Genomic DNA, 26,974 nt, shown 5'->3' with positions numbered 1-26,974 from the left:
TTCACCCGGCGCGCCGGGCGAGTGTCAGCCGGGAGCGGGTGAGCCCCGCCGCCAGGACCCCGGCCAGCAGCGGAACGACCACGGCCAGCAGCCCGATCGTCGCCCAGGGCAGCACGATCGGAGTGAAGGCGGACTCCATGGGTTCCTCCCGCATGGCCTCCATCGCGTGGCGCAGGTCGACCAGGCGCAGGGCCACCGCCGGCACCAGGCCCGCCGCCGTCCCCAGGAGCACCCCGGTGAGCGCGACCACCACGCACTGGAAGCCCGAGAGCGTCCGACGGACGCGCGGGGGCGCCCCGACCGCGCTCAGTGTGGTGAGGTCGGCCTCCGCGTCGGCCTTGGCGAGGCCGGTGGTGATGGCAGCCGCACCCAGGGTCACCACACCGGCGAACAGGGTGAGGATCAGCAAGACCGTGTTCTCCCGGTCGCCCTGACGGGATTCGGTCTGGAGCCAGAGCCCCCCGCCGGCCTGATCGATGGCGGCCGAGACGCGCTGCTCCTCGGCGTCCTTGGGCAGGTGCGGCACGGCGTACACACTGCCGGCCGCCTCGGTGTGCAGGCCGAGCCGCTCGGCGGTCCGCTGCGGCATGACCATGCGGAGGCCGGGGGTGGCGGCGTACTCGGCATCCGCGACGTACACCTTCAGCCGTTCCGTGGCCGTGCGGGCGGGGCCGGGGTGCAGCTTGCGGTTCTTCTCGTCCTTGGCGCTGTACCGGTGGACGACCTTGAGCGTGATCTCACCGTTCTTCGCGTACGCCCGGTTCAGCAGGACGGGGGTGCCGGCCTTCAGCGCCGCAGCGGCCGCCGGGTCGTCGAGCTTCGCGTAGGTGCGGAGCAGGTCCGGGCCGCCCACCACCATGTTGTTCGCCTCGGAGCTGAAGCTGCCCGAGGAGAGGTACTCGTCCATGCACTCGGGGGTGCGCATCATCTTCCGGTGCTCCTCCGCGGAGAGGCGTGCGGCGAGCTTCTTGGCGCCCTTGGCCTTGAGCGGGCAGGTGTGGCCGGCCCCGGTGGGCTTGACCAGCTCGATGCTGCCGCAGCCGTTCTCCTCCTCGTAGTAGACGTTGCAGTCGCTGCCCGCCCAGACCCGGGAGAAGTCGGCGGGAGCGCCGGTCACCGCCATGTTCCGCTCGACGGACGTCCGGGCGAGCGGGAGCTGCTCGGCCGACTTGGCGTCCATGGCCGACAGGACCATCGTGCCCTCGGTCAGCATGGGCATGTAGTCGTAGTCGGACTCGGCCAGAGTGCTCGACATGTACGTCGCGATGGCCACCGACCCCGCGACGGCCGCCATCACGGCGGCGACCGCCGGAGCGGTGCGGCCCCGGTTGCGGGCGGCGTCGCGCAGCGCCATCCGCGGTGAGAGCGGCAGCCGGCGGCCGAGCCGGCCCAGCAGGCCGACGATCACGGGAATGCAGGCGAGCAGCCCCAGTTCCGCGACGACGGAGCCGCCGGCGACCCAGGTGGAGTTGCCGCTGGTGCCTCCGTAGACGGCGACGGCGACGCCGAGGGCCAGGGCACAGGAGCCCACGGTGGGAAGGACGCGGGAGCTGCGGCGCACCCCGCGCCGGCCGGTGAGCGATTCCAGTACGGACTGCCGGGCGGCCACGATCGCCGGAGCGAGCGCCGCCAGCAGCCCGGTGACCAGACCGAGCGCGGCGATGACGAGGAGTTCCGCCGGTTTCACGACCAGAGAGCCGAAGCGCTGCCCGGCCCAGTCCTCGATCAGCGGGCGGGTGGCCACGGTGAGCAGCAGCCCGGCAGCGACGCCGGTCACCGCTCCGATGGCGCCCAGCACCAGCCCGCCGGAGAGCACCACGGCGCGTACGTGGCGCCGGTCGCCGCCGCAGGTGCCGACGAGTCCGAGCTGACGGCGCGAGCGGCGGGCACCGACGGCGAAGGCCGGTCCTGCGAGCAGGACGATCTCCAGGAGGGCCATGGCGACGACGGTGACGAGGGCCGCACTGGCCTCGCCGGAGCCGCTCGTGTCGTAACTGTTCACCTTCTGTGCCAGCGGGACCTCGGAGTCGGGCGGCGGGTCCAGGACCACCTGACGGGACAGGACGAGGGCGCCGGCCTTGTTGGCGGCGAGGACGTCGTCCCAGTCGACTCCCGCCCGGCCGGGCCCCTTGACCAGCCACTCGGGCGAGCCGGTGTTGGGCGGCAGCACCTTCTTGTCGCGGGCGGCGGCCGCCTGCCACGGGGCGATGACGGCACCCGGGTCGGCGTAGAGCTTGTGCGCCTTCAGGTCGTCGGGCAGCTCGACGACGCCGGTGATGGTGTAGGTCCGGTCGGCGCTCTTCACGGTGGTACGGGAGCCGACGTGCAGCCCGGACGACTCGAGGAACGGCTTGGTGGCCGCCATCTCACCGCTGCCGCGCGGGAACTCGCCCTCGATCAGGTCGACCTTGCCGCGGGCCATCGGGTCCGAGGTGGGGAACTCCACGATGTCGGTGTTGGCGAGCCCGTACGCGGTCGTGACGCTCGCGGGCACGGACCGGATGGTGATCGCCCGGGCGCCCTTGGGGAAGGCCGTGCGCATGTCGACCGGCGGAACCTCTCCCTGGGGAGGCGTCTCACCGACCATGTCGTACTGGTTCCCGTCGGGCATCTGCTGCAGCGGTCCCAGGCCCGGGTCGCTGAACAGCGCGTCGGCCGAGCCCATTTCGGCCGTCAGCCGCTCGGTCTCGGACGAGGACACACTGCGGTACGTGACGTCCGCGGCCGTCACCCCGAGCACCGGCAGGGCGATCATCGCGACGACGAGGGCGCTGCGGCCCTTCGCCCGCATGGCGTCGCGGCGGGCTATCCGGAGGGCGGCACGCCACCCCGTGAACGGGCTCACTCGGCGCTCCCGGCGGCCAGCAGCGAGTCGGCCCCGACGGCCAGGGTCTGGTCGACGATCGAGCCGTCCCGCAGGAAGACGACCCGGTCCGCCCAGGCGGCGTACCGGGGTTCGTGCGTCACCATCACCCCGGCGGCGCCCTGGTCGCAGCGGTGGCGGAGCAGGGCCAGGACGGCTTCGCCGGTCTCGGAGTCGAGGGCCCCGGTCGGTTCGTCGGCGAGCACGAGACGCCGGTCCCCCACGAGTGCGCGGGCGATCGCGACGCGCTGCTGCTGGCCGCCGGACATCTCGTCCGGGAAGCGGTCGGCGACGTCCAGGAGGTTCATCTCCTCCAGGGCGGTCCGGGCCTCCTTGCGTGCCTTGCGGACCGAGACACCGTCGAGTTCGCGCGGCAGGGCGATGTTCTCGGCGGCGGTCAGGGCGGGGATCAGGTTGTAGTCCTGGAAGACGTAGCCGACGCTGCGGCGGCGCAGAGCGGCTATGCCCTTGCGGCCGAGCGTGGAGATGTCCTGGCCCTCGATGACGACCTGGCCGCCGGTCGCGGTGTCGAGGCCGCCGGCGAGGGTCAGCAGGGTGGACTTGCCGGAGCCGGAGGGGCCCATGACGGCGACGAGCTCACCGGGGTGCACCGCGAGGTTGATGCCGCGCAGGGCGTGCACCTCGGCGATGCCGGTGCCGTGCGTGCGGGTCAGGTCGCGCAGTTCCAGCACGGGCGCGTCCACCGACAGGGGTGGTGCGGCCGGGGACGGGACGTTCGAGGACATGACGGTGGGTTCCCCCTCGGAACAGGTCTGTGGTCGGCGCCCGGCGGTCGGCCGGGCCCGGGTGGAGCGGGGTGGGACGCCGGCTCAGCGGCGGGCGCGGGGCCGGGACGCGGTGCGCGGGGACGTGCTGGGCTCCGGCTCCGTGGCGGCGGCCTCGGCGAGGCGGACCAGCCGGGACTCGCAGTGGTCCAGCCAGCGGGCCTCGGCCTCGGCCTGGAAGATCAACTGCTCCAGTACGAGCAGCCAGGCGACCTCGTCGCGGTTGGCGGGGACGTCGCTGAGGGCCTGTGCCTTGAGCCGGGTGTAGTCCTGCATCGCCTTGACCGTGTGGTGGCGCTGGGACTGGATCACGGCCCGGATGTCGACGCCCGGGGCGCCGACGGCCATGGCGAGCTTGATGGCCAGCTCGTCGCGGGGCGGACTGCTGCGATCGACGGGCGTCTCGAACCAGGCCCGCAGTTCGGTCCGTCCGTCGTCGCTGATCGAGTAGAGCGCGTGCCCCTGATCGTCCTCGCCGTCCTGGACGACCAGGCCGTCGCGTTCGAGTCTGCTCAGCGTCGTGTACACCTGCCCGACGTTCAGCGGCCAGGTGGAGCCGGTACGCGACTCGAACTCGGTACGCAGTTGGGAGCCGTACCGAGGCCCCCGTTCCAGGAGGGCCAGGAGCCCGTGACGGATCGACATACTGAGTATGTATACCGAGTATGTTGCTGAGCGCAAGTCGTGCCCGACCCGTGCCGCGGCGCTCAGCCGGAGCGGCGCATGCGGAAGGCGAGGAAGCCGAGACCCAGTCCCACCAGGGCGATTCCCGCGCCCAGCGACACCTGCTGGACCTGCTCGACGGCCGGTCCCTCAAGAGCCTGCTGCGACATCCGTCCGGCTCCGGGGGACGCCTGAGCGGTGGGAGTGACGACCGGTAGGGCGGCGGGCGGCGTCTCCTCCGCCTCCTCGGCGGCCTCGTCGAGCGCGTCGGCCCGGGCGAGCTCCTTCGAGGTCATGGTCCGTCCGGGCCGGGGCCGCCCCTCACCGGCGGGCCGCCCGGCCAGCGGCGACCGCGTGTCGTCGGGGCGCGGTGATCCGGCGCTCGGTGAGGCTGTCGCGGAGGCGTCGGACGAGGACGCCGCGGGGGCGGGCAGCGCGGGGTGCGCGGGCGGGAGCGAGGCGGGGTGCGGCGACGCCGGGCGCGCGGGCGTGGCCGACGGGCCGGCGGGCACGCCGGAGCGCGAGGCGGAAGGGGAAGCGGACGCCGTCGAGCGCACGGGCGCGGGCGCGGACGGCGAACCGGACGGGAGCGGCGCCCCGGGTGTCGCGGACGCCCCGGGTTTCGCCGGCCCCCGGACGGCCGCGAGCCGGCCCGCCGGCTGCGCCTCGCCGGCCGCCTGCGCGTCACCGGCGGCCATGGCCCCCAGTGCTGCGGCTGCCGTCAACGCCAGGCAGGCCACGCACCTTGAGGGCCCTGAGGCGAGGTGTCCTGAAGCCATGACGTCAGCGTCACATGTGACGGTATGTCCGGCATCTCAGGTCATCCGGACGGATGGCGCGGGGACGTCGGGGCGAGGGCGGCGTGCCTGAGCCGACGCACGGGCAGAGGCCGCGTGCCTGAGCCGACGCCGGGGCGCCCCGGACCCAGGGAAGCCGGAGGAACACCCCCGCAGGGATGCCGGGGGACCGCCACGGGGATGCCGGGGCACCGCCCCCGCAGGGAAGCCCCTAAGCCGGGTCACCCGTAGCGATGCGCAGCTCGAAGTGGGCGCCCGTCTCCGGCACTGCCGTCCCGGCCGTGGGGAACTGGTCGATGACCTGGTCCTCCGCGTAGGCGTTGCCCGGGACCTTGATCTGCTTGATGGTCCAGCCCGCGGCGTCCGCGCAGGCGCGCACCGACAGGATGTCCTTGTAGAGGAAGCTCGGGGCGTCGACCTTGTTCGGATCGTCGTCGTCCTCGGTGGCGTCCGTGCACTTATCGGTGTCTATCGTCCGGTTCCGCTCCGGGTCCTTGTGGTCACCGGAGGGGGACTCGCTCGACGTGGCCTCGCTGCCGCCCTTGCCCGGGTCGTCGTCATTCAGCGCGAGCGCCGTGATCAGGCCGCCGATCGCGATCAGCGCGACCACGATCGAGCCCACGACGACCGGCATGTTCCGCTTGGAGCCGCCGCCCGGGGACGGAGCGTGCGTCTGCGGGGAGAGCGAGTACGGCGGCGGGGTCTGCTGCTGCATCGGCGACATCGCCGCCGGCGTCTGGTACGCCGGGGCCGACTGCGGATAGCCGTAGCTCGGCGCCGGGGTGGGCGCGCCGTAGGGGCCGGGCTGCTGCTGCGACTGGTAGGGGCCGGGCTGGTACGGCGTCTGCACGTTCTGCGGGGCGGAGGTGGACTGGTCGACCGGCGGGAAGACCGCCGAACCGACACCCGAGCCGCTGTTCGCCGGGGCGCCCGCACCGCTCACGATCACGGGGGCGCCGCTCTGGCCGCCCGCGCTCAGCACGCGCGCGATCTCGTCCTGCATCGCGGCGGCGCTCGGGAAGCGCTCGTTCGGATTCTTCTTCAGGGCGCGGGCGACGAGGGCGTCCATCGCCGGGGTGACCGACCGGTTGATGGTGGACGGAGCGACCGGCTCCTCCTGCACATGCGCGTACGCGATGGCGAGGGGGGAGTCCGCGTCGAAGGGGATGCGGCCGGTCAGCAGCTGGAACAGCATGATCCCGACCGAGTACAGGTCGGAGCGGGCGTCCACCCCGCGGCCCAGGGCCTGTTCGGGGGAGAGGTACTGCGGGGTGCCGACGACCATGCCGGTCTGCGTCATCGACGTGACGCCCGACTGCATGGCGCGGGCGATGCCGAAGTCCATGACCTTCACGACGCCGCGCTTGGTCACCATCACGTTGCCGGGCTTGATGTCGCGGTGGACCAGGCCCATCTCGTGGCTGGTGTCCAGTGCGGCCAGCACGTCGGCCGTGACCTTGAGCGCCTTGTCGGCGGGCATCGCGCCGTAGGTGCGGATGTCCGCCTGGAGGACGGAGCCGAGCGGCTGGCCCTCGACGTACTCCATGACGATGTAGGGCATCAGCGCACCGCCGAGTTCGTCCTCGCCGGTGTCGAAGACGGAGACGATGTTGGTGTGCTGCAGCTTGGCGACGGCCTGGGCCTCGCGGCGGAACCGCTCGCGGAACGACTGCTCGCGGCCGAGCTCCGTGTGGAGCGTCTTGATCGCGACCTGCCGGTCGAGGGCGGAGTCGTAAGCCAGGTATACGGAGGCCATCCCGCCTTCGCCCAGCAGGTCGCGCAGCTGGTAGCGGCCGCCGGCGACCGAACCGCCCGCGTAGCGACCCTGGGCACCGTGTGCGCCGTCCTGGCTCATGACTTGCTTCCCCCTAGGGCGCGCGACCGCGCGAAGATCCGTATTACTGGCCAAGTCTGCCCGAGGGGTACGACACGTCAAGCCAGGTGCCCGTTCCGTGACCCTACGCACAAGAAGCGTCTCGGAAGCGTTACAGGAACCGCATGGAATTTGCGCGGGCGGCGCGCCAGCCGGTTGGATGACCCGTCCCTCTCGAAACCGGTGTGTCCCACGAAGGCTGTAGCGTGACGTGGCAATGCAGCAAGACACCGTGAGAACCCGCGGACGCGCGGACAGAAACGACGGCGAGGACTGATGGCACCCGAACCCGAAGCAAACGGCGGCGGAGTTCCGGATGGCACCGACTCCTGGGGCGTCGGCGGTGTCGTCGGCGACGGACGCTACCGGCTGACCGGGCGCCTGGGCCGGGGCGGCATGGCCGAGGTCTTCGCGGCCGAGGACGTCCGGCTGGGACGTACCGTCGCGGTGAAACTGCTGCGCTCGGACCTTGCCGAGGACCCGGTCTCCAAGGCCCGGTTCACGCGCGAGGCGCAGTCGGTCGCCGGCCTCAACCACCATGCGGTCGTGGCGGTGTACGACTCCGGCGAGGACACCGTGAACGGCCAGACCGTTCCGTACATCGTCATGGAGCTGGTCGAGGGCCGCACCATCCGCGACCTGCTGCTCAACGCCGAGGCCCCGCCTCCGGAGCAGGCGTTGATCATCGTCTCGGGTGTGCTGGAGGCGCTCGCCTACTCGCACCAGCACGGGATCGTGCACCGCGACATCAAGCCGGCGAACGTGATCATCACCCACTCCGGTGCGGTCAAGGTGATGGACTTCGGCATCGCCCGTGCGCTGCACGGCGCGCAGTCGACGATGACCCAGACCGGCATGGTCATGGGCACGCCGCAGTACCTCTCCCCCGAGCAGGCGCTGGGCAAGGCCGTCGACCACCGGTCCGACCTGTACGCCACCGGCTGTCTGCTGTACGAACTCCTCGCACTGAGGCCCCCGTTCACCGGCGAGACGCCGCTTTCCGTGGTGTATCAGCACGTTCAGGACATTCCGGTCCCGCCCTCGGAGATCTCGAACGGGTCGGTGCCGCCGGAGCTCGACGGGCTCGTCATGCGCTCGCTCGCGAAGGACCCGGACGACCGGTTCCAGAGCGCCGAGGAGATGCGCGGGCTGGTGCAGTACAGCCTGCAGATGCTCCAGGTGCAGGGCGGCCACACCGGTACGTGGAACACCGGCCCGGTCGTGATGAACGACGGACCCGGCACCCCGCCCCGGGGCATGACCGGCTCCACCCGCGCGATGGGGTACCAGCAGCACGGGGACACCTCGCAGGGCCCGATCCTCCCGCCGATGAACCCGGACGACGGCGGCTACGACGGCGGCAGCACCCGGCAGGGCGGCAGCGGCAAGGGCAAGCTCTGGCTGTTCGTCGTCCTGGCGCTGATCGCGATCGGCGCGGGTGTGGCCTTCGCCGTCAACGCGACGCAGGGCGACGACAAGAAGCCCAAGTCCCCGGCGACCTCGACCTCCACCTCCCCCTCTCCGACGAAGACTTCGGCTTCGCCGACCGACGAGGAGACGGCACCGGACACCGAGCAGCCGGGCAACTCCAGCGGTGACCAGCAGGAGACGCCGGTGAAGCCGTCGTTCACCCGGTCGTTCACCCCGAGCGAGACCGCCGACCCGTCCCCCTCGGCCACGCCGACGGAGACGGACACGCAGGGGACGACCGAGGGCAACACGAGCGAGGGCAACACCGACGAGGGCGCGGACGCCGGCACCGACGCGGGCACGGACGCCGGTACGGACGCGGGAACCGACGCCGGTACGGACGCGGGCACCGACGCGGGGACGGACGCGGGAACCACCACGGGCACCGGAGCCACGGCGGGGAACGCCGCTGCCGGAGCCGCCGCGGGCGCCGACGGCGGCACCACCCCGTAGCGCACCACGCGGTAACCGGTCTCACCCCGTGAACGCGTCGCGCACCGCCTCGTACTCACGGGTCCACCAGACCGCCAGGGCTGACACCGCAGGGAACTGCGGGTCGGCCCTGCGGTCGTTCAGGCAGTAGCGCCAGTGCAGTATCCAGAAGTCGTTGAGCCGTTCCCACCACACCCGGTGGACCGCCGCGGCCAGTTCGGCGGCGCCCGCCCCGGCCGCCCGGCGGTAGGCGCGCGCGTAGGCCCGCACCTTCGCCAGCTCCAGTTCCCCGGAGGGCTGCACGAAGAAGATCGCCGCGGCGCGCACCGCCTCTTCCGCGCGCGGCTGCACCCCCAGCCGGTCCCAGTCGAGGATCGCCACCGGATCGGCGCCCCGGTAGAGCACGTTCAGCGGGTGGAAGTCCCCGTGCACCCAGCCGGTCGCCGGCCCGTCCGGGGCGGGCGGGCGGCGGTCCGCGTGCTGTTCCAGCAGGGTGCGCCGCTCCAGGAGCCGGTGCTCGGCCAGTTCGTCGAAGGCGGAGCGGGGCCGGCGGCCGCGCGCCGCGCGCAGCAGCTCGTCGATCAGCGTGAACGTGTCGACGGGGTCGGGGCTCGCGTGGCAGGACCGCCCCCCTGCCGGCGCTCCGGTCTCCATCACCTGTTCAAGACCTGTGTGTACGGCTCCGAGCAGCGCCCCGAGACGCAGCGACTGGGCGAGGGTGAGCTGGGCGCCCGCCCGGTGCAGCCCGTCGACCCAGGGGTGCAGGGCGTAGCAGCGACCGCCGATCTCGGTCACGGTGTCGCCGTCGCCGTCCACGACGGGCGGTGCGACGGGCACGCCGAGTGACTGGAGCCGCTGGGTGGCGCGGTGCTGGCGGACGATGGTGGCGCGGTCGCCCGTGGTGTCGTCCAGGTGGTGTTTGAGGAAGTAGGAGCCGCGGGTGGTGGACACCCGGTAACCATGGTTGAGCAGGCCCTGGTCGACGGGTTCGCAGGTGAGCGGTTCACCTGCGCCGGGGTAGCGGCGCAGCACCTCGCCGACCGGGGGAACAGGCGGGAAGGTTACAGATGAGCGCGGCACCCGGCAGATGTTAGATCACGCTGTGTTGCGACCTTTGCGGAGTTGCGTGGAAGTCCAGAGTGTGCACAGTGACGAAGTGCGGGTCGAGCCGGAGGTACGCCGGCGCGTAGGGCTGCCCGTCGACCTCGGCGGGGGCGGGGCCGAACAGCTCGCGCTGGGCGCACGTCGGCTCGACGATCCGCGCGGGTCCGGTGAACTGCACGGACCACAGGTCGCGGCTTCCCGCCGAGGTGGCGGCGTTGTAGTTGTCCGCTCCGTACGCCACGACCGTGCCGTCGCAGGCGTCGTGGTAGCCGAGGCCGCTGTGCATGCGCAGGAGGACGCGGCCGTCGGCCACGATGTGGCGGGCCACCGTCAGGATGGGGAGGGCGCGCATGCTCGTCGCCAGCCGGCCGTAGGGGACCCGGCCGAGCAGGTCGATCGCGTGGAGTTCCTCGGAGGACATGCCCTCCACTGTCCGGCACGTGTGTGGGCGGGATAAGAGGCCGGGGCCCCGGGTCGGCCGGGACCAAAGTCCCGAACCCGGGCCCCGTCCCGCCCTCGGGGACGTACCCCTCAGCGCTTCTCCGCCTGTAGCCGGGCCACGTACGCGGCGGCCTGCGAGCGCCGTTCCATGCCCAGCTTGGAAAGCAGGCTGGAGACGTAGTTCTTGATCGTCTTCTCGGCGAGATGGAGCCGCTCACCGATCACCCGGTTCGTCAGCCCCTCGCCGATCAGGTCCAGGATCTTGCGCTCCTGATCCGTGAGGCCCGCGAGTTTGTCGTCCCCCCGCGCCTTCTTTCCGTCGCGCAGCCGCTCCAGCACCCGCGCCGTTGCCACCGGGTCGAGCAGCGATTTCCCGGCCGCCACATCCCGTACCGCGCTCAGCAGCTCATTGCCCCGGATCGCCTTCAGCACATATCCGGAGGCGCCCGCCATGATCGCGTCGAAAAGGGCCTCGTCGTCGGCGTACGACGTCAGCATCAGACAGTGGATCGACTCGTCCTGCGAGCGGATCTCGCGGCAGACCTCCACTCCGCTGCCATCCGGCAGCCGTACGTCGAGGACGGCCACATCGGGCCGGGTCGCGGGGATGCGTACCAGCGCGTCCGCCGCCGTACCGGCCTCCCCGACGACTTCGATGTCGTCCTCGGACGAGAGCAGCTCATGGACACCGCGCCGGACGACTTCATGGTCGTCCAACAGAAAAACAGTGATTTTTCCTTCTTTGCGCACAAACGCAGTCTCACACACTCCCCCCTTCCCTGCCGCTGTCCGGCGGGATAACGTGCCGTTGTTCCGGCGGCCTGCAAGGCTGTTACCAGTGCTGTGACCAGCGAGAGTTCCCGAATTCCGCGATTTACTTGGATATCCAAGCAAAATCGCAGGTCAGGAAGGGTTTCGCAGTTATGCGAAGCACTGGGTAACGTGCCTTTGACAGGGCGCTCGCCGGGGCACCTGTCACGCCTGTTCCCGGACCGAGCGGCACCCACCCCGTGCACGGGTACGGACACAGGCGAGCCGCACTGGTCTCCCGGCAGACCCCGGGGGCCGGACCGACGGAGGAGCACGCACGTGACCGTGGAGAGCACTGCTGCCGCGCGTAAACCGCGACGCAGCAGCAAGCGGACCAGCGCCGCGAAGACGCCCGCGAGGACGCCACAGAGTTCCGGACCCGAGCTCGTACAGCTGCTGACGCCCGAGGGCGAGCGGGTGGAGCACCCGGACTATTCGATCGACCTGACCACGGACGAGCTGCGCGGTCTGTACCGGGACATGGTCCTCACCCGCCGCTTCGACGCCGAGGCCACCGCGCTGCAGCGGCAGGGCGAGCTGGGCCTGTGGGCCTCGCTCCTGGGCCAGGAGGCCGCCCAGATCGGCTCCGGCCGGGCGCTGCGCGACGACGACTACGTCTTCCCGACCTACCGGGAGCACGGCGTCGCCTGGTGCCGCGGCGTCGACCCGACCAATCTGCTCGGGATGTTCCGCGGCGTGAACCACGGCGGCTGGGACCCGAACACCAACAACTTCCACCTGTACACGATCGTCATCGGCTCGCAGACCCTGCACGCCACCGGGTACGCCATGGGCGTGGCCAAGGACGGCGCGGACTCGGCCGTGATCGCGTACTTCGGCGACGGCGCCTCCAGCCAGGGCGATGTCGCGGAGGCGTTCACCTTCTCCGCGGTCTACAACGCCCCCGTCGTGTTCTTCTGCCAGAACAACCAGTGGGCGATCTCGGAGCCGACCGAGAAGCAGACCCGGGTGCCGCTCTACCAGCGCGCCCAGGGCTTCGGCTTCCCCGGCGTCCGGGTCGACGGCAACGACGTCCTGGCGTGCCTCGCCGTCACCCGCTCCGCCCTGGAGCGGGCCCGGCGCGGTGAGGGACCCACCCTCGTCGAGGCGTTCACCTACCGGATGGGCGCGCACACCACCTCCGACGACCCGACGAAGTACCGGGCCGACGAGGAGCGCGCCTCCTGGGAGGCCAAGGACCCGATCCTCCGCCTGCGCACCTACCTTGAGAACGAGGGCGTCGCGGACGAGGCGTTCTTCACCGCTCTCGACGAGGAGAGCGAGACCCTGGGCAAGCGGGTGCGTGAAGCGGTACGGGCCATGCCCGACCCGGAGCCCCTGGCGCTCTTCGACCACGCCTACGCCGACGGGAGCCCTCTCGTCGACGAGGAGCGCGCCCAGTTCGCCGCCTACCAGGCATCGTTCGCCGAGGAGGGCAACTAGCCATGGCCATGGAAAAGATGTCCATCGCGAAGGCGCTCAACGAGTCGCTGCGCAAGGCCCTCGACACCGACCCCAAGGTCCTCATCATGGGTGAGGACGTCGGAAAGCTGGGCGGGGTCTTCCGGATCACCGACGGCCTCCAGAAGGACTTCGGCGAGGACCGGGTGATCGACACCCCGCTCGCCGAGTCCGGGATCGTCGGCACGGCGATCGGCCTCGCGCTGCGTGGCTACCGCCCCGTCGTCGAGATCCAGTTCGACGGCTTCGTCTTCCCCGCGTACGACCAGATCGTCACGCAGCTCGCGAAGATGCACGCCCGCTCGCTCGGCAAGATCAAGCTGCCCGTCGTCGTACGGATTCCGTACGGCGGTGGCATCGGCGCCGTCGAGCACCACAGCGAGTCGCCCGAGGCGCTGTTCGCGCACGTCGCGGGCCTGAAGGTCGTCTCGCCGTCCAATGCCGCGGACGCGTACTGGATGATGCAGCAGGCCGTCCAGAGCGACGACCCGGTCATCTTCTTCGAGCCGAAGCGCCGTTACTGGGACAAGGGCGAGGTCGACACCGAGTCGATCCCCGGCCCGCTGCACCGGGCGTCCGTCGCCCGCACCGGCACGGACCTGACGCTCGTCGCGTACGGCCCGATGGTGAAGGTCTGCCTGGAGGCCGCCGCGGCCGCCCAGGAGGAGGGCAAGTCGATCGAGGTCGTCGACCTGCGCTCGATGTCCCCGATCGACTTCGACGCCATCCAGGCCTCGGTCGAGAAGACCCGCCGGCTGGTCGTCGTCCACGAGGCGCCGGTGTTCTACGGCTCCGGCGCGGAGATCGCCGCTCGCATCACGGAGCGGTGCTTCTACCACCTGGAGGCACCCGTGCTGAGGGTCGGCGGCTACCACGTCCCGTATCCGCCGGCCCGGCTGGAGGACGAGTACCTTCCGGGTCTCGACCGCGTGCTCGACGCCGTCGACCGCTCGCTGGCGTACTGAGGGACTGGGACGTGACAACGATGACCGACACTTCCAACGCTGCTCGCTTCCGTGAGTTCAAGATGCCCGACGTGGGCGAGGGACTGACCGAGGCCGAGATCCTCAAGTGGTTCGTCCAGCCGGGCGACACCGTCACCGACGGCCAGGTCGTCTGCGAGGTCGAGACGGCGAAGGCGGCCGTGGAGCTGCCCATCCCGTTCGACGGCGTGGTGCACGAGCTGCGCTTCCCCGAGGGCACGACCGTCGACGTCGGCCAGGTGATCATCGCGGTGGACGTGGCGCCGGGTTCGGGCGACGCGGCGCCGGTGGCGCCGGCCGCTCCGGAGGCCGTTCCCGCCCCGTCCGCGCCCGAACCGGAGGAGGCCCCCAAGGGCCGCCAGCCGGTCCTGGTGGGCTACGGCGTGGCCGAGTCCTCCACGAAGCGGCGCGCCCGCAAGGGCACGGAGGCGGCTCCCGCGGCCGCATCCGCCGCGATCCAGGTCGAGATGAACGGCCACGGTCCCGCCGCGGCCGCCGAGTCCCGTCCGCTGGCCAAGCCGCCGGTGCGCAAGCTCGCCAAGGACCTGGGCATCGACCTGGCGACGGTCACCCCGACCGGCGACGGCGGCGTCATCACCCGCGAGGACGTGCACGCGGCGGCGACGCCCGCGCCCGCCCCCGCGCCGGTGCAGGCCGAGCCCCCCGTCCCGGTCGCGGCTCCGGTCGCGCCGGCCCCTGTGGCGTCGGGTGCGCGCGAGACGCGTATCCCCGTCAAGGGCGTACGGAAGGCCATCGCCCAGGCGATGGTCGGCAGCGCGTTCACGGCGCCGCACGTCACGGAGTTCGTGACCGTCGACGTGACGCGCACGATGAAGCTCGTGGCGGAGCTCAAGGAGGACAAGGACATGGCCGGGGTGCGGGTCAACCCGCTCCTGATCATCGCCAAGGCCCTCCTCGTCGCGATCAAGCGGAACCCCGGGGTCAACGCCGCCTGGGACGAGGCGAACCAGGAGATCGTGCAGAAGCACTACGTCAACCTGGGCATCGCCGCCGCCACCCCGCGCGGACTGATCGTCCCGAACATCAAGGACGCCCAGGACCAGACGCTGCCGCAACTGGCCGCATCCTTGGGCGAGCTGGTCTCCACGGCCCGCGAGGGCAAGACGTCCCCCGCGGCGATGGCGGGCGGCACGGTGACCATCACCAATGTCGGCGTCTTCGGCGTCGACACCGGAACACCGATCCTGAACCCGGGCGAGTCCGCGATCCTCGCGGTCGGCGCGATCAAGCCGCAGCCCTGGGTCCACAAGGGCAAGGTGAAGCCCCGTCAGGTCACCACGCTGGCCCTGTCGTTCGACCACCGCCTGGTCGACGGCGAGCTCGGCTCCAAGGTCCTGGCGGACGTCGCCGCGATCCTGGAACAGCCGAAGCGCCTGATCACTTGGGCGTAGGTGTGTGAGATGGGCCCGCGCCGTGTGGTGCGCGGGCCCATCGGCATGTCCGGGCCCACGGGCCGGGCGGGCCGGCTCTCGGGTGATGGCCCCAGGCGCCTTCCGGGCCGTCGTGGCGTGCGTCCACCGCGCGCTCTCAACTTCGTTGTGGGCCGGTGAGGAGGGGCCGCAGGGCGAGTTCGGCGAAGACGGTCTTGCCGACGGTCTGCGGCTCGACACCCCAGCGGTCGGCGATCCGGTCGACGATGAGCAGCCCGCGCCCGTAACAGTCATCGGCGCCCGCTTCCCGCAGACCCGGCAGCCGCTCCCCGCGGGGGTCGCCGACCTCGATCCGGAGGGTGGCCGTGGTGAGGACGAGCCGAACCCGGAAGAGCCGCCCGCGCATGCAGCCGTGCATCAGGGCGTTGGTCGCCAACTCGCTGACGAGCAGCGCGGCTTCACCGGCGCTTTCGGGATGCCCCCACTCGGCGACGAGGCGCGCGGCGCGTCGGCGGCAGAGGGTGACGCTGCGGGCGGTGGGGGTGTAGTCGAGGCGGTCCTCGTGGAGTGGGGGGTGGGGGTCGGGTTGGGGTGCGGGGGATTCTTGGGCTGCGGTCATGGTCGCGCCTCCTCGTGCGGGCGGTGGCGATGCCGCGTCTGCGCAGGGCAGAGCGGTGCACTTCCGCCCCCGTTGATCCTCTGGGTGAACGGGTGAGTACCGAACGTAGCGATTCGGTGAGGCGCACACAATCTCTCGGAGATAATTATCCCCGCAAGTGTGATTGTGGCCGTCTGATCGATCGGTGCAGACTGTTCCGGACATGGGAGGTGTTGAACGGTGCCGAAGGCACGGGCCGACTTGGGAAATCGCGTCTCTACCGTTCTGGCGCGGCAGTTGGGCGGCCAGCTGTTGGCGTTTCGCGAAGCTGCCGGCCTGAACCAGGCGCATGCTGCGGACATCCTCAGCGCCCAGGCGGCGAAGGTCGCCAAAATGGAGCGCGGCTGGGTGCCGTTTCGGGACCCCGACATCATCGCGCTGTGCCGGTTGTACGGCGTCGAGAGCCCTCAAGTGGTTGAGGGCCTTCTACGGTTGGCGAAGCTCGACCGGGAGCGGCGCAGGGCGAAGGGCTGGTGGGTCACCTCGCTCACTGCGGGGAACCTGCGCGAGTACATCGCCATGGAGGACGTGGCCGTCAAGGTTCGAACCTGGCAACTCGCCTTGATTCCAGGGCTCTTCCAGACCCCGGAGTACATGCGAGCTCTGGCAGTCGCAGCCGTTTCACCCGATGAGATTGATGAGGTCGAGCGCATCGTCGATGTCCGGTTGCGTCGCCAGCGCCGACTCAGTGGTCCGACTCCGCTCCGCGTGCATGCGGTGATCTGGGAAGCCGCGCTGCGTCAGATGATCGGCGGCCCTCGGGTCATGCGCCATCAGTTGGAGCGGCTGCGCGAACTGGCGGACGAGCCCACCATCGACATTCAGGTGCTCCCTTTCAGAGCGGGGGTGCATTCCTGCGGCGGTGGGTCCTTCAATATCCTTACGTTCGCCGAGGAAGGCGCGATGGACGTCGTGCACATGGACGGGCTACGTACCACCAACTGGGTTGAGGGCGTGGAGGAGAGCGCTTCCTACACCGAACTGTTCGCGCGTACGTGCGCCACGAGCCTGTCGCCGTACGACTCGATGATGTTCATCGAGGCCATCGCCAAAGGAATGAACGAATGACTGATTTCCGCTTCACGAAGTCCAGCCACAGCGAGCCGAACGGCGAATGCGTCGAGGTCGCCCGCAACATCCCCGGCACCGTCGCCGTACGGGACTCCAAGTCCCCCGCCGGCCCCGTCCTCCTCCTCGCCCCCGCCGCGTGGGATGCCTTCCAGGCCGGGTTGCGCCAGGGCTGACGTGGGCGTCCACAGCTGTGTAACAACGGTGTAGTAGCCACGGGTTGGGCGCAACGGACCACCGTCCCAGACCGTTCTTGTTGATCAGAAGCGCTCGCTCGTACGTCTCGTACCGAGCGGCCGGCACTGTCAACGGATACTGAGGACGAACGATGCGCGCTCACAAGCTCACCTTCGCAGCCCTGGTCGTCGCCGCGGGTCTGTCGCTCACGGCCTGCCAGAACGACGACGCAGCCGTGGGGCAGACCGACCCGTCGTCCGCGGCGTCCGCGTCGGCCACCGGTGGTGGGTCGGGCTCGGGCGGTCCGGAGGCGGACAGCGGGAAGGAGTCCGCCGGGGCGAGTCCCGGTGGGAAGGACACCGCTGCCCCTGCCGGGTCCGACGGCAGCGGCAAGGTCGCCAAGTGCACGACCGACGGGCTGGAGATCACCGCGAAGGACAACTTCATCGACGGCGACCCCGACGGCACCGTCGCCGTGGAACTGAAGAACCGCAGCGGTGGGGACTGCGTGATCTCCGGGTTCGCGGGAGTCGACCTGAAGACCGCCGCGGGATCACTGTCCGCGACGCGAACGGGTGCGCCCGGCGATCCGTACGTCCTCAAGGACGGGAAGACGATCGCCTTCGCCATCAACTACCCGCTCAATGAGACGGGAGGCTCCGGCGTCCGCATCACGGGGCTGGTCGTGACCCCGCCGAACGAGACGAAGTCGGTCACCCTCGCCTGGCCGGGCCGGGGCTCGCTGCCCGTCACGGACGGGTCCGACTCGGGCTCCGTGAAGGTCGGCCCGATCGGAAGCGCCGGCCAGGGCGGCTGACCCGGCTGTTCGGGTGCGGCCGGGAGGCAGGCCCCAGGTCGCTCACCCGGATAACCCCCGGGGCGGCCCTGACGCCAGCGCATCCCCGCGTCGGGTGCAGGCAGGATGGGCCGGCCGCCTCTTCCCTGGTGGGATGGGCGCGACCTTCGGATCCGCGCGCTGAAGGGCCGCGGGCCGAGGGCGGAAACGGGGTCCCTCATGCAGGTGTTACGAAGGCGTCGGCGTGGACTGTTCGTCCTGACCGGCCTGGCCACGATCCTCCTCGTCACATCGAGCGGGCCGTCGGCGGCGGCGAATCCGCGGCGGCCCGATCCGCTCCAGCAGCAGGTGGACGCGATCCACGCCACCGGCGCCGTCGGTGTGGCCGCCGAGGTGACGTCACCGGGCACCCATGCCGTCGCGCGGGCCGGGACGGCCGAGCGGGGCACCAGGAGGCCCATGCCTCCGGGCGGCAGGTTCCGGATCGGCAGCGCCACCAAGACGTTCACCGCCACGGTCGTGCTGCAACTCGTCGGCGAGGGGCGCATGTCCCTGGAGGACACCGTGGAGCGGTGGCTGCCGGGAGTGGTCGGGGGCAGCGGCCCCGACGGCGGTTCCGTCACCGTGCGGCAGCTGTTGCAGCACACCAGCGGGATCCCCGAAGTCCTGCCGGAGATCGCCGCATTGAACAGCGCAGGCGGGTACCGGGCCGAGCGATTCCGTACGTACACCCCGGAAGAGCTGGTGGGGCTGGCGATGCGGAGCCCGGAGGGTATGTCGACCGAGGCCGCGTGGTCCTACTCCAACCCCAACTACGTTCTCGCCGCGATGATCATCCGTGAGGTGACCGGCCGGAGCTGGGACCGGGAGGTGGAGGACCGGATCATCCGGCCGCTGGGTCTGAGCGGTACCAGCACGCCCGGCGCGTCGCCGCTCATCCCCGGCCCCCACGCCCGGGCCTACACCGCCTTCGGGACGGGCACGGGCACGGGCACCGACGTCACGGTGCTCAACCCGAGCATGGCCGTCGGCTCCGGCGCGGTGATCAGCACCACGCACGATCTGGGCCGGTTCTACACCGCACTGCTCGGGGGCCGCCTCCTGGAACCGGCGGAGCTGGCCGAGATGACCACCACGGTGGCCGCACCCGTGATGGGCGTCAGGTATGGACTCGGGCTGGGCGAGATCCCGTTGACCTGCGGCGGCACCTACTTCGGGCACCCGGGCGAACTGCTCGGCTACCGCACCTGGGCCGGCATCACCCGGGACGGATCCAGCACGGCCGTGGTGTACGCCACGAGTGACGGCGGCCCGGACACGCAGCAGGCGATGAGGACACTCGTGGACCAGGAACTGTGCGGGGCCGCCGCGCCGGGGGAGGGACGGGCCGGCTAGGGCGTGTTTCGACAGTAGCGCCGTCCGCCCGGAGGGCGGGCTCGGCGGCGTCTGGTGCGTGCGATCGCAAGGCGGAGGGTCGCCCCGATACTGGCTGTATCGGGGCGACCCCGACAACGCGGCGAGCAATGGGGTCTCCCCTGCTCGAGCGAAGCCGAGAGCTCGGGGAAGTGCCAGGCGTCGCCGAGCAGGCGGGACTTTCGAAACACGCCCTAAAGGGAGGTGCTGTCGGCGCGGTGCGCGCGGGGCGGAGCGCCCCGGGTCCGCGCGCGAAGGGGCCCGGCGCGGTGCGGGAGGGGCGGCTCGCCGGGATCGCGCGCGAAGGGGCCCGGCGCGCGCGGTGCTGCGCTCGCCGGGCCCCTGCGTACGACCGCGGGCTACTTCTTGAAGCCGTAGTCCATCAGCTTCTTCGCGTCCGCCGTGCGGTTGGCCTCCGAGGTGGAGGTCAGGACCGTACCGATGACCGTCTTGCCGTTGCGGGTGGCGGCGAAGACCAGGCAGTACTTGGCCGTCGGGCCGGAGCCGGTCTTGACGCCGATCGCGCCGCTGTACGTACCCAGCAGCTTGTTCGTGTTGGTCCACGACATGTAGCGGTAGCCACCGCTCTTCGTCGTGACCTTCTGCTTCGTCGACTTCGTCTTCACGACCGTGCGGAACGTGGAGTACTTCATCGCGCTGCTCGCGAGCTTCGTCAGGTCGCGCGGGGTCGAGTAGTTGGACCCGTTCCCTATGCCGTCGAACGAGTCGAAGTGCGTGTTCTTCAGGCCGAGCGTCTTGGCGGTGCTGTTCATCTTGCCGATGAACGACTTCACGCGGGCCGCGCGCGTGGAACCCGAGCCGAACTTGTCGGCCAGTGCGTACGCGGCGTCGCAGCCGGACGGCAGCATCAGGCCGTACAGCAGCTGGCGGACCGTCACCTTGTCGCCCACGATGAGGCGGGCCGAGGACGCGCCCTTGGCGACGATGTAGTCGCTGTACGCCTTCTGGACCGTCACCTTGGAATTCAGGTTGAGGCCCTTCTGGGCCAGCACCACCCGGGCGGTCATGATCTTCGTGGTGGAGCCGGTGGAACGACGGGTGTCCGCGGCCTTGGTGAACAGGGTCTTCCCGGTGCCGTTGTTCATCACGAAGCCGCCCTTGGCGACGATCTTCGGGGTCGGCGGCGTGGCGGCCTGCGCCGTGGTGGCGAAGGCCCCGCCGGCGAGGACGGCGCCCGCGGTGAGGGCCACCGTGGCGGCGGCCGAAATGCGCCTTATGCGCTGAATGCCGAGTTTCAAGATATACGCTCCAAATGCCCCTCGAATGCGGCTACATGGGGGTGCCGCGCGCTGATGAGACTTATGGGGCCGATAAATGGTTGTGGCGCATGAGGGTGTGTTTTCGTACGAAATCCGGGGGCGCGGATTCCGGATCGGCGGCGAGGGCGCGCGCGTCCGCATGGTGAAACGGTTCCGCCTTGCGTGCATGTTGTATCTATGCTGTGCGCATGCCTGCCCCCGCCCCCTCGCCGGTCCGCCCGCCCGTGAAGCAGCCCCCCGCCGCCGAGCGGGTCTACACCCACATCAAGGACGCGGTCCTGGACCGCCGCTACGAGGGCGGGACGCTCCTGACCGAGGGTGACCTCGCCGAGGCCGTGGGGGTCTCCCGTACGCCCGTGCGCGAGGCGCTGCTGCGGCTGGAGGTCGAGGGGCTGATCAAGCTCTACCCGAAGAAGGGCGCCCTGGTGCTCGCCGTGTCCGCGCAGGAGATCGCCGACGTCGTGGAGACCCGGCTGCTCGTCGAGGAGTTCGCGGTGCGCAAGGCGGTGCCCGCGTCGGCGAAGCTGATCGCCCGGCTGGAACAGCTCCTGGAGGAGCAGCGGCAGTTGTCCGAGGCCGGCGACCTGGCCGCCGTCTCCGTGAAGGACCGCTGCTTCCACGCCGAGATCGTCAAGCACGCGGGCAACGAGATCCTGTCCCGCCTCTACGACCAGATGCGCGACCGTCAGCTGCGGATGGGCGTCGCCGTCATGGAGTCCCACCCGGGCAGGATCGCCGCCAACATCACCGAGCACGGCGAGCTGCTGGAGGCGATCAGGGCCGGTGACGCGGACGGCGCCGCGCAGGTCGTGCGCCGCCACGTCAGCCGGGTCAAGGTGCTGGTCAGGGGGGAGGACCGGTGAGCTCCGCCGCCCCCACCCTGTCCCTGCCCGGTGATCCGCCCGGCGGCCGGCGTGCCGCCTGGGTCTGGGGCATCGGCGTCGCCGTCTACTTCGTCGCGATCATCTTCCGCACCAGCCTGGGTGTCGCGGGGCTCGACGCCGCCGACCGCTTCGACGTCAACGCCTCGGCGCTCTCCACCTTCTCCATCCTCCAACTGCTCGTCTACGCGGGCATGCAGATACCCGTGGGCCTGATGGTGGACCGGCTCGGCACCAAGAGGGTGCTCGCCCTCGGGGCCGTCCTGTTCACCCTCGGCCAGCTCGGCTTCGCGCTCTCCCCCTCGTACGGCACCGCACTGGCCTCCCGCGCCCTGCTCGGGTGCGGCGACGCGATGACGTTCATCAGCGTGCTGCGGCTGGGGGCGCGCTGGTTCCCGGCCCGGCGCGGCCCGCTGATCGGACAGGTCGCCGCCCTCTTCGGCATGGCGGGCAACCTCGTCTCGACGCTGGTCATCGCCCGGTCCCTGCACGGCTTCGGCTGGACCGCCACCTTCGTCGGCAGCTCGCTGGCGGGAGTCATGGTGCTCGTGCTGCTCCTGCTCTTCCTCAAGGACCACCCCGAGGGGTTCGAGCCGCCGCCCGCGGAGCACGCCGGCGCCACGTACGTACGCAAGCAGATCGCCGCCTCCTGGCGGGAGCCCGGCACCCGGCTCGGGATGTGGGTGCACTTCACCACGCAGTTCCCGGCCATGGTGTTCCTGCTGCTGTGGGGCATGCCGTTCCTGGTCGAGGACCAGGGGCTGAGCCGTGGCACGGCGGGGGAGCTGCTCACCCTGGTGGTGCTCTCCAACATGGGCGTCGGCCTCGTGTACGGGCAGGTCATCGCCCGCCACCACGCGGCCCGGATCCCGCTCGCGCTGGGGACGGTCGCGATGACGGCGCTGCTGTGGGCCTCGGCCATCCTCCACCCCGGCGACCACGCGCCCATGTGGCTGCTGATCACGCTGTGCGTGGTGCTCGGCTCCTGCGGGCCCGCCTCGATGATCGGCTTCGACTTCGCCCGCCCGGCCAATCCGCCGGAGCGCCAAGGCACCGCGTCGGGCATCGTCAACATGGGCGGCTTCGTCGCCTCCATGACCACGCTGTTCGCCGTCGGCGTGCTGCTGGACGCGACGGGTGACAACTACCGCATCGCCTTCGCCTCGGTCTTCGTCCTGGAGGCCCTCGGCGTCGTACAGATCCTCCGACTGCGGCGGAAGGCCGCGCACCGGGAGCGCGAGCACCATGTGATCAGCCGCGTGGAGGCCGTGCACGTGCCCGTGTGACTCCGGAACGGGGTCGCGACCGGGTGACCGCTCGGCGGCGCGCCCGTCCCCGGTGCGGGGCGGGCGCCGCCGTGCCGTGTCAGGGAGTGACGGCGAAGTTCTGCAGGATCGCCGCGGCCAGGTCCTGATCGCCCTCGGCCTTGATCCGGTCCGCCACCGCGCTCGCCCGCACCCGCCCGCAGGCCAGGCGGACGTACGTCTCCCAGTCCATGGCCAGCGTCACCGCGGGGCCGAGCGACGGCGCGCCGTCCACCGAACCGCGGCCCTCCGCGTCGACCCTGACGGTGCGCAGGAACTCCACCGGCCCGTGCACGTCCAGCACGACCGCCGAGTTGGGCGGTGCGCCCGCGTCCTTGGCGACGACCTTCGGAAGCGCCATGAGCAGCGTGTCCCGGACGATCGCGGAGCCCGGGGAATCGAGATGGCCGGGCTTGCCCAGCGTCGTCCGCAGGTCCTGCTCATGCACCCAGACGTCGAAGGCGCGCATCCGCAGCGCCTGTTCGAGGGTCTGCTCGGCGCCGAGCGGGGCCCGCGTCATGGTCTCGGGGTCACGCGTCTCGTTGCGCAGCTGACGGGCTCGGCGGATGATCGTGTACTCCAGTTCGGAGGTCATCTCCGGTGCGGTGTGGTGGCGCCGCACGTCGACCTGCATCTCCATGTAGCGGGCGAAGTCGCTCTGCACATGGAAGAGATCACGCGGGAGCGTGTGGATGGGGCGCGGATCGCCGAGCTGCTCGCACTCCATGCCGATGATGTGCGAGACGATGTCCCGCACCGACCAGTTGGGGCAGGGCGTACGGCCGTTCCACTCCCCCTCGGTGAGCGGGCTCACCAGCTCGGCTATCGACTCGATGGAGTGGGTCCAGGCGTCGGCGTAGGTCTGGAGGCTGGGATGGACGGTCACGGGACCCCTCGTGCGGTTCTGCGGTGCATGGGCTGGAGAGCTGGGCGCGGACGGGCTGCGAGCTGCGATGAGGTTCGGTCGCTAAGTTACGCTGCGAGCAGGCACCCCGGCAGTGCTTTCGTGTGACGATCGTAGGCCCGTGTTGACGGCTCGAATGCCAGGACGGTGGTAGTGTGCGCGCCTCCCTCATCCAGATCGCAGTAGACCCGGACGAATCCGTCAATTCCCGTAGGGAACGCGCGGCTTCACTGGTTGCGGCCCAACGGGGCGCGGACCTGGTGGTTCTGCCCGAACTCTGGCCGGTCGGAGCCTTCGCCTACACCGCGTTCGAGGAGGAGGCCGAGCCCCTGAACGGTCCCACGCACGAGGTGATGGCCAAGGCCGCCGCCGGTGCCGGGGTCTGGCTGCACGCGGGCTCCTTCGTGGAGCGGGCCGCCGACGGCACGCTCTACAACACCACGTTGGTCTTCACGCCCGAGGGCGAACGGGCCGCCGCGTACCGCAAGATCCACCGCTTCGGCTTCGACAAGGGCGAGGCGGTCATGATGGGCGCCGGCGACGAACTGGTGACGCTCGCCCTGCCGCACACCACGCTCGGCCTCGCGACCTGCTACGACCTGCGCTTCCCCGAGCTGTTCCGCGGGCTGGTGGACGCGGGGGCCGAAACCCTCGTGGTCGCGGCCGGCTGGCCCGAGCGCCGCCGCGCCCACTGGACGCTGCTCGCCCGGGCCAGGGCCGTCGAGAACCAGGCCTACGTCCTGGCCGTCGGCTCCGCCGGCACCCACGCCGGCATCCAGCAGGCGGGGCACAGCATCGTCGTGGACCCCTGGGGTGAAGTGCTCGCCGAGGCGGGGGCGGACGAGGAGGTGCTGACCGTGGAGTTCGACCCGGCCAAGGTCGCCGCCACCCGGGAGCAGTTCCCCGCGCTCAAGGACCGCCGACTGGGGCTCGAACCGCCGGCGCATCCGCTGTAGCCGAGCGCAGGGCCGGCCCTGCCTCACGTGGGTCCGGCCTTGTTTCACGTGAAACAGGGCCGGCTTCCCCTACTCCTCCTGCTCCTTCTCCGCCAGCACGATCACACATACCGCCACCGCGATCAGCAGCCCCGCGTCCGCGTCCTCGCGCACGATGTCGATCCCGTACGTGTCCCGGACGGTCAGCCAGCGACGTGAGATCTGGGCCAGCAACTCGCCGTCGTAGTCCACCGCGAACTCGCGGTCCAGGATCTTGCCGCTGACATCGAGCTCGGTCCCGTCCACCAGCGTCACCCGGTAGTGGTTGCGCAGCAGCGACAGGCGCTTCCGCTTGACCTTCGCCAGCTGCTCGCCGTCCCGCTCGATGAGCATCGTGTCGCGCAGGCTGAGCAGTTTCTGCCTGATCTCGACGACGATCCGGCCCTGCGCGTCCTTCAGCTGGAAGGTGTCGCGCAGCCGCATGGCCTTGCCGTCGACGAGGAAGGCCTTGCGGCCGTCCGCGTCCTCGATCCAGTAGTCGTCGCCGATGCCGAACAGTCGCTCACGCACGAGAAGTCTCATGGCTCACAGGTTCCCCGAGCCCCCTGTGGAATGTGGGGACGCCACGGTGATGTTGACTCTTCACATGGCAACACGTGCGCGCGTCAGGGCCCCCGAACTGATCGGCAAGGGCGGCTGGCTCAATACAGGCGACCGGCAGTACACCCTCGCTGATCTGCGAGGACGCATTGTGATCTTGGATTTTTGGACGTTCTGCTGTGTGAACTGTCTGCATGTCCTCGATGAGCTGCGCGAGCTGGAGGAGAAGCACCGCGACACCGTGGTGATCATCGGCGTGCACTCGCCGAAGTTCGTCCACGAGGCGGAGCACCAGGCCGTCGTCGACGCCGTCGAGCGGTACGGAGTCCACCACCCGGTGCTCGACGACCCCGAGCTGGCCACCTGGAAGCAGTACGCCGTACGCGCCTGGCCGACGCTCGTCGTCGTGGACCCCGAGGGTTATGTCGTCGCCCAGCACGCCGGTGAGGGACACGCCCACGCCATCGAGAAGCTGGTCGAGGAGCTGGAGGCCGAGCACGCGGCGAAGGGCACGCTGCGCCGCGGCGACGGCCCGTACGTGGCGCCCGAGCCGGTCGCCACCCATCTGCGCTTCCCCGGCAAGGCCCTGCTGCTCCCCGACGGCGGCTTCCTGGTCTCCGACACCACCCGCCACCGCCTGGTCGAGCTGGACACGGACGGCGAGACCGTCCGGCGCCACTTCGGTTCGGGTGAGCGCGGACTCGTGGACGGCGGGCCCGACGACGTCAGGTTCAGCGAGCCGCAGGGACTGGCGGTGCTGCCCGACGGCCGGATCGCCGTCGCCGACACGGTGAACCACGCGATCCGCGCGCTCGACCTCACGACCGGCGTGACGACCACCCTCGCGGGCACCGGCCGCCAGTGGTGGCAGGGCGCGCCCACCAGCGGAGCGGGACACGAGGTCGACCTCTCCTCGCCGTGGGACGTCGCCTGGTTCGACGGCCGGCTGTGGATCGCCATGGCGGGCGTGCACCAGCTGTGGACGTACGACCCCGGGAACGGCACCGTACGGGTCGCGGCCGGGACCACCAACGAGGGCCTGGTCGACGGTCCGGGCGCGGAGGCCTGGTTCGCCCAGCCGTCCGGGCTCGCCGCGACCGATGACCGGCTGTGGGTCGCCGACTCGGAGACGTCCTCGCTGCGGTACGTCGACCGGGAGGGCGCCGTGCACACCGCCGTGGGCACCGGGCTCTTCGACTTCGGCCACCGGGACGGCGCGGCCGCGCAGGCCCTGCTCCAGCACCCGCTGGGTGTCACCGCGCTGCCGGACGGGTCCGTCGCCGTCTGCGACACGTACAACCACGCCCTGCGCCGCTACGACCCGGTGAGCGAGGAGGTCACGACCCTGGCCACGGACCTGCGCGAGCCCAGCGACGCGGTGCTGGTCGACGGCGACCTGGTGGTCGTCGAGTCCGCCCGGCACCGGCTCACCCGGCTGCGGCTGCCCGAGGAGGCGGTACGGGTCGCGGACCAGGCGCACCGCACCCAGCGCGCGGCCACGGGGATCGCCCCGGGCACGCTCCGGCTCGACGTCGTCTTCCAGGCGCCCGCCGGTCAGAAGCTGGACACCCGCTACGGGCCCTCGACCCGGCTGCTGGTCTCCTCCACCCCGCCGGAGCTGCTGGCCGGGGGCGAGGGGGCGGGCACCGACCTGTTCCGCGACCTGGTCCTCGCCGACGGCGTGAGCGAGGGCGTCCTGCACGTCTCCGCGATGGCCGCGTCCTGCGACGACGACCCGGCGAACGAGTACCCGGCCTGCCACGTCCACCAGCAGGACTGGGGCGTCCCCGTCACCGTGACCGCCGACGGGACCTCGCGCCTTCCGCTGGTGCTCGCGGGCATGGACGAGCAGGGCTGAGCGCCGGCGCCGGGGCGGGCCGCCATG

General features: G+C 71.1%; 24 protein-coding genes. 12 read left to right on the top strand and 12 right to left on the bottom strand.

Annotation, left to right across the window (positions count from 1 at the left end; translation table 11 throughout):
* Position 1: 1 nt before the first annotated feature.
* From E6R60_RS13305 to E6R60_RS13285, 5 genes are all read right to left on the bottom strand, one after another.
* Positions 2-2,845 (bottom strand): ABC transporter permease, encoded by a 2,844-nt coding sequence (locus tag E6R60_RS13305; RefSeq protein ID WP_136326700.1) that lies wholly within the window; start codon positions 2,843-2,845, stop codon positions 2-4.
* Positions 2,842-3,609: an ABC transporter ATP-binding protein gene (locus tag E6R60_RS13300; protein WP_136326699.1), complete on the bottom strand. Its 768-nt coding sequence runs from the start codon at positions 3,607-3,609 to the stop codon at positions 2,842-2,844. The genes E6R60_RS13305 and E6R60_RS13300 overlap by 4 nt, the downstream gene beginning before the upstream one ends.
* An 84-nt stretch (positions 3,610-3,693) precedes the next feature.
* Positions 3,694-4,293, bottom strand: coding sequence for a PadR family transcriptional regulator (locus tag E6R60_RS13295; RefSeq protein WP_136326698.1), 600 nt, complete (start codon positions 4,291-4,293; stop codon positions 3,694-3,696).
* 62 nt (positions 4,294-4,355) lie between these two features.
* Complete coding sequence (locus E6R60_RS36675) at positions 4,356-5,090, bottom strand: hypothetical protein (protein ID WP_168713592.1); 735 nt, start codon at positions 5,088-5,090, stop codon at positions 4,356-4,358.
* Positions 5,091-5,319: 229 nt separating this feature from the next.
* Positions 5,320-6,963 carry a protein kinase gene (locus E6R60_RS13285; protein ID WP_136326697.1) on the bottom strand — a complete coding sequence of 548 codons (1,644 nt, stop codon included), beginning with the start codon at positions 6,961-6,963 and terminating at the stop codon, positions 5,320-5,322.
* Between the two features lie 294 nt (positions 6,964-7,257).
* Here E6R60_RS13285 and E6R60_RS13280 point away from each other — a divergent pair, with 294 nt between their 5' ends.
* Positions 7,258-8,904 (top strand): protein kinase, encoded by a 1,647-nt coding sequence (locus E6R60_RS13280; protein WP_136326696.1) that lies wholly within the window; start codon positions 7,258-7,260, stop codon positions 8,902-8,904.
* Between the two features lie 21 nt (positions 8,905-8,925).
* On the opposite strand, the gene E6R60_RS13275 is transcribed toward E6R60_RS13280, so the two are convergent.
* From E6R60_RS13275 to E6R60_RS13265, 3 genes are all read right to left on the bottom strand, one after another.
* On the bottom strand, positions 8,926-9,915 hold the full coding sequence (locus E6R60_RS13275; RefSeq protein ID WP_136326795.1) for a phosphotransferase: 990 nt from the start codon (positions 9,913-9,915) through the stop codon (positions 8,926-8,928).
* Positions 9,916-9,973: 58 nt separating this feature from the next.
* A complete protein-coding gene (locus tag E6R60_RS13270; RefSeq protein ID WP_136326695.1) occupies positions 9,974-10,408 on the bottom strand; it encodes a pyridoxamine 5'-phosphate oxidase family protein in 435 nt (144 codons plus the stop codon).
* A 110-nt stretch (positions 10,409-10,518) separates the two neighbouring features.
* Complete coding sequence (locus E6R60_RS13265; protein WP_136326694.1) at positions 10,519-11,178, bottom strand: response regulator transcription factor; 660 nt, start codon at positions 11,176-11,178, stop codon at positions 10,519-10,521.
* A gap of 339 nt (positions 11,179-11,517) precedes the next feature.
* Here E6R60_RS13265 and pdhA point away from each other — a divergent pair, with 339 nt between their 5' ends.
* The 3 genes from pdhA to E6R60_RS13250 are packed head-to-tail and all read left to right on the top strand — an operon-like array spanning position 11,518 to position 15,094.
* Positions 11,518-12,681, top strand: a complete 1,164-nt coding sequence (pdhA, locus tag E6R60_RS13260) for a pyruvate dehydrogenase (acetyl-transferring) E1 component subunit alpha (protein ID WP_136326693.1) — start codon at positions 11,518-11,520, stop codon at positions 12,679-12,681.
* A gap of 2 nt (positions 12,682-12,683) precedes the next feature.
* Positions 12,684-13,664 carry an alpha-ketoacid dehydrogenase subunit beta gene (locus E6R60_RS13255; RefSeq protein ID WP_136326692.1) on the top strand — a complete coding sequence of 327 codons (981 nt, stop codon included), beginning with the start codon at positions 12,684-12,686 and terminating at the stop codon, positions 13,662-13,664.
* An 11-nt stretch (positions 13,665-13,675) separates the two neighbouring features.
* On the top strand, positions 13,676-15,094 hold the full coding sequence (locus E6R60_RS13250; protein WP_136326691.1) for a dihydrolipoamide acetyltransferase family protein: 1,419 nt from the start codon (positions 13,676-13,678) through the stop codon (positions 15,092-15,094).
* A gap of 136 nt (positions 15,095-15,230) precedes the next feature.
* Here the strand turns inward: E6R60_RS13250 and E6R60_RS13245 are convergent, their stop codons facing one another.
* Positions 15,231-15,692: an ATP-binding protein gene (locus E6R60_RS13245; RefSeq protein ID WP_136326690.1), complete on the bottom strand. Its 462-nt coding sequence runs from the start codon at positions 15,690-15,692 to the stop codon at positions 15,231-15,233.
* Positions 15,693-15,911: 219 nt separating this feature from the next.
* Between E6R60_RS13245 and E6R60_RS13240 the strand changes: the two genes are divergently transcribed.
* The 4 genes from E6R60_RS13240 to E6R60_RS13225 all read left to right on the top strand — a co-directional run bounded on the left by E6R60_RS13240 (position 15,912) and on the right by E6R60_RS13225 (position 19,167).
* Positions 15,912-16,799, top strand: coding sequence for a helix-turn-helix transcriptional regulator (locus E6R60_RS13240; RefSeq protein WP_240802529.1), 888 nt, complete (start codon positions 15,912-15,914; stop codon positions 16,797-16,799).
* Positions 16,796-16,975: a DUF397 domain-containing protein gene (locus E6R60_RS13235; protein ID WP_136326689.1), complete on the top strand. Its 180-nt coding sequence runs from the start codon at positions 16,796-16,798 to the stop codon at positions 16,973-16,975. Before E6R60_RS13240 ends, E6R60_RS13235 begins: the two co-directional genes overlap by 4 nt.
* Positions 16,976-17,127: 152 nt before the next feature.
* The gene (locus tag E6R60_RS13230; RefSeq protein WP_136326688.1) at positions 17,128-17,793 is read left to right on the top strand and encodes a DUF4232 domain-containing protein; all 666 of its coding nucleotides are present in this window, start codon (positions 17,128-17,130) and stop codon (positions 17,791-17,793) included.
* A gap of 198 nt (positions 17,794-17,991) precedes the next feature.
* Entirely contained in the window at positions 17,992-19,167 is a 1,176-nt protein-coding gene (locus tag E6R60_RS13225; protein ID WP_136326687.1) for a serine hydrolase domain-containing protein, read from the top strand.
* A 377-nt stretch (positions 19,168-19,544) separates the two neighbouring features.
* Here E6R60_RS13225 and E6R60_RS13220 read toward each other — a convergent pair whose 3' ends face one another.
* Positions 19,545-20,444, bottom strand: coding sequence for a serine hydrolase (locus tag E6R60_RS13220; RefSeq protein WP_206309402.1), 900 nt, complete (start codon positions 20,442-20,444; stop codon positions 19,545-19,547).
* A 209-nt stretch (positions 20,445-20,653) separates the two neighbouring features.
* Here E6R60_RS13220 and E6R60_RS13215 point away from each other — a divergent pair, with 209 nt between their 5' ends.
* Both E6R60_RS13215 and E6R60_RS13210 read left to right on the top strand, forming a co-directional pair.
* Positions 20,654-21,328: a GntR family transcriptional regulator gene (locus E6R60_RS13215; protein WP_136326686.1), complete on the top strand. Its 675-nt coding sequence runs from the start codon at positions 20,654-20,656 to the stop codon at positions 21,326-21,328.
* Complete coding sequence (locus E6R60_RS13210; protein ID WP_136326685.1) at positions 21,325-22,632, top strand: MFS transporter; 1,308 nt, start codon at positions 21,325-21,327, stop codon at positions 22,630-22,632. The genes E6R60_RS13215 and E6R60_RS13210 overlap by 4 nt, the downstream gene beginning before the upstream one ends.
* Before the next feature lie 79 nt (positions 22,633-22,711).
* On the opposite strand, the gene E6R60_RS13205 is transcribed toward E6R60_RS13210, so the two are convergent.
* Positions 22,712-23,536, bottom strand: a complete 825-nt coding sequence (locus E6R60_RS13205) for a maleylpyruvate isomerase family mycothiol-dependent enzyme (protein ID WP_136326684.1) — start codon at positions 23,534-23,536, stop codon at positions 22,712-22,714.
* A gap of 173 nt (positions 23,537-23,709) precedes the next feature.
* Between E6R60_RS13205 and E6R60_RS13200 the strand changes: the two genes are divergently transcribed.
* Positions 23,710-24,510 carry a carbon-nitrogen family hydrolase gene (locus E6R60_RS13200; protein ID WP_136326683.1) on the top strand — a complete coding sequence of 267 codons (801 nt, stop codon included), beginning with the start codon at positions 23,710-23,712 and terminating at the stop codon, positions 24,508-24,510.
* 69 nt (positions 24,511-24,579) lie between these two features.
* Here the strand turns inward: E6R60_RS13200 and E6R60_RS13195 are convergent, their stop codons facing one another.
* The gene (locus E6R60_RS13195) at positions 24,580-25,071 is read right to left on the bottom strand and encodes an LURP-one-related family protein (RefSeq protein WP_136326682.1); all 492 of its coding nucleotides are present in this window, start codon (positions 25,069-25,071) and stop codon (positions 24,580-24,582) included.
* Between the two features lie 64 nt (positions 25,072-25,135).
* Between E6R60_RS13195 and E6R60_RS13190 the strand changes: the two genes are divergently transcribed.
* Positions 25,136-26,947, top strand: a complete 1,812-nt coding sequence (locus E6R60_RS13190) for an NHL domain-containing thioredoxin family protein (protein WP_136326681.1) — start codon at positions 25,136-25,138, stop codon at positions 26,945-26,947.
* Positions 26,948-26,974: the final 27 nt, after the last annotated feature.

The organism is Streptomyces sp. A0642, from assembly GCF_004795105.1.
Classification (GTDB): Bacteria; Actinomycetota; Actinomycetes; order Streptomycetales; family Streptomycetaceae; genus Streptomyces.
The sequence above is the reverse complement of the archived record's forward strand: the minus strand, read 5'-3'. Positions and strand labels throughout refer to the sequence as shown.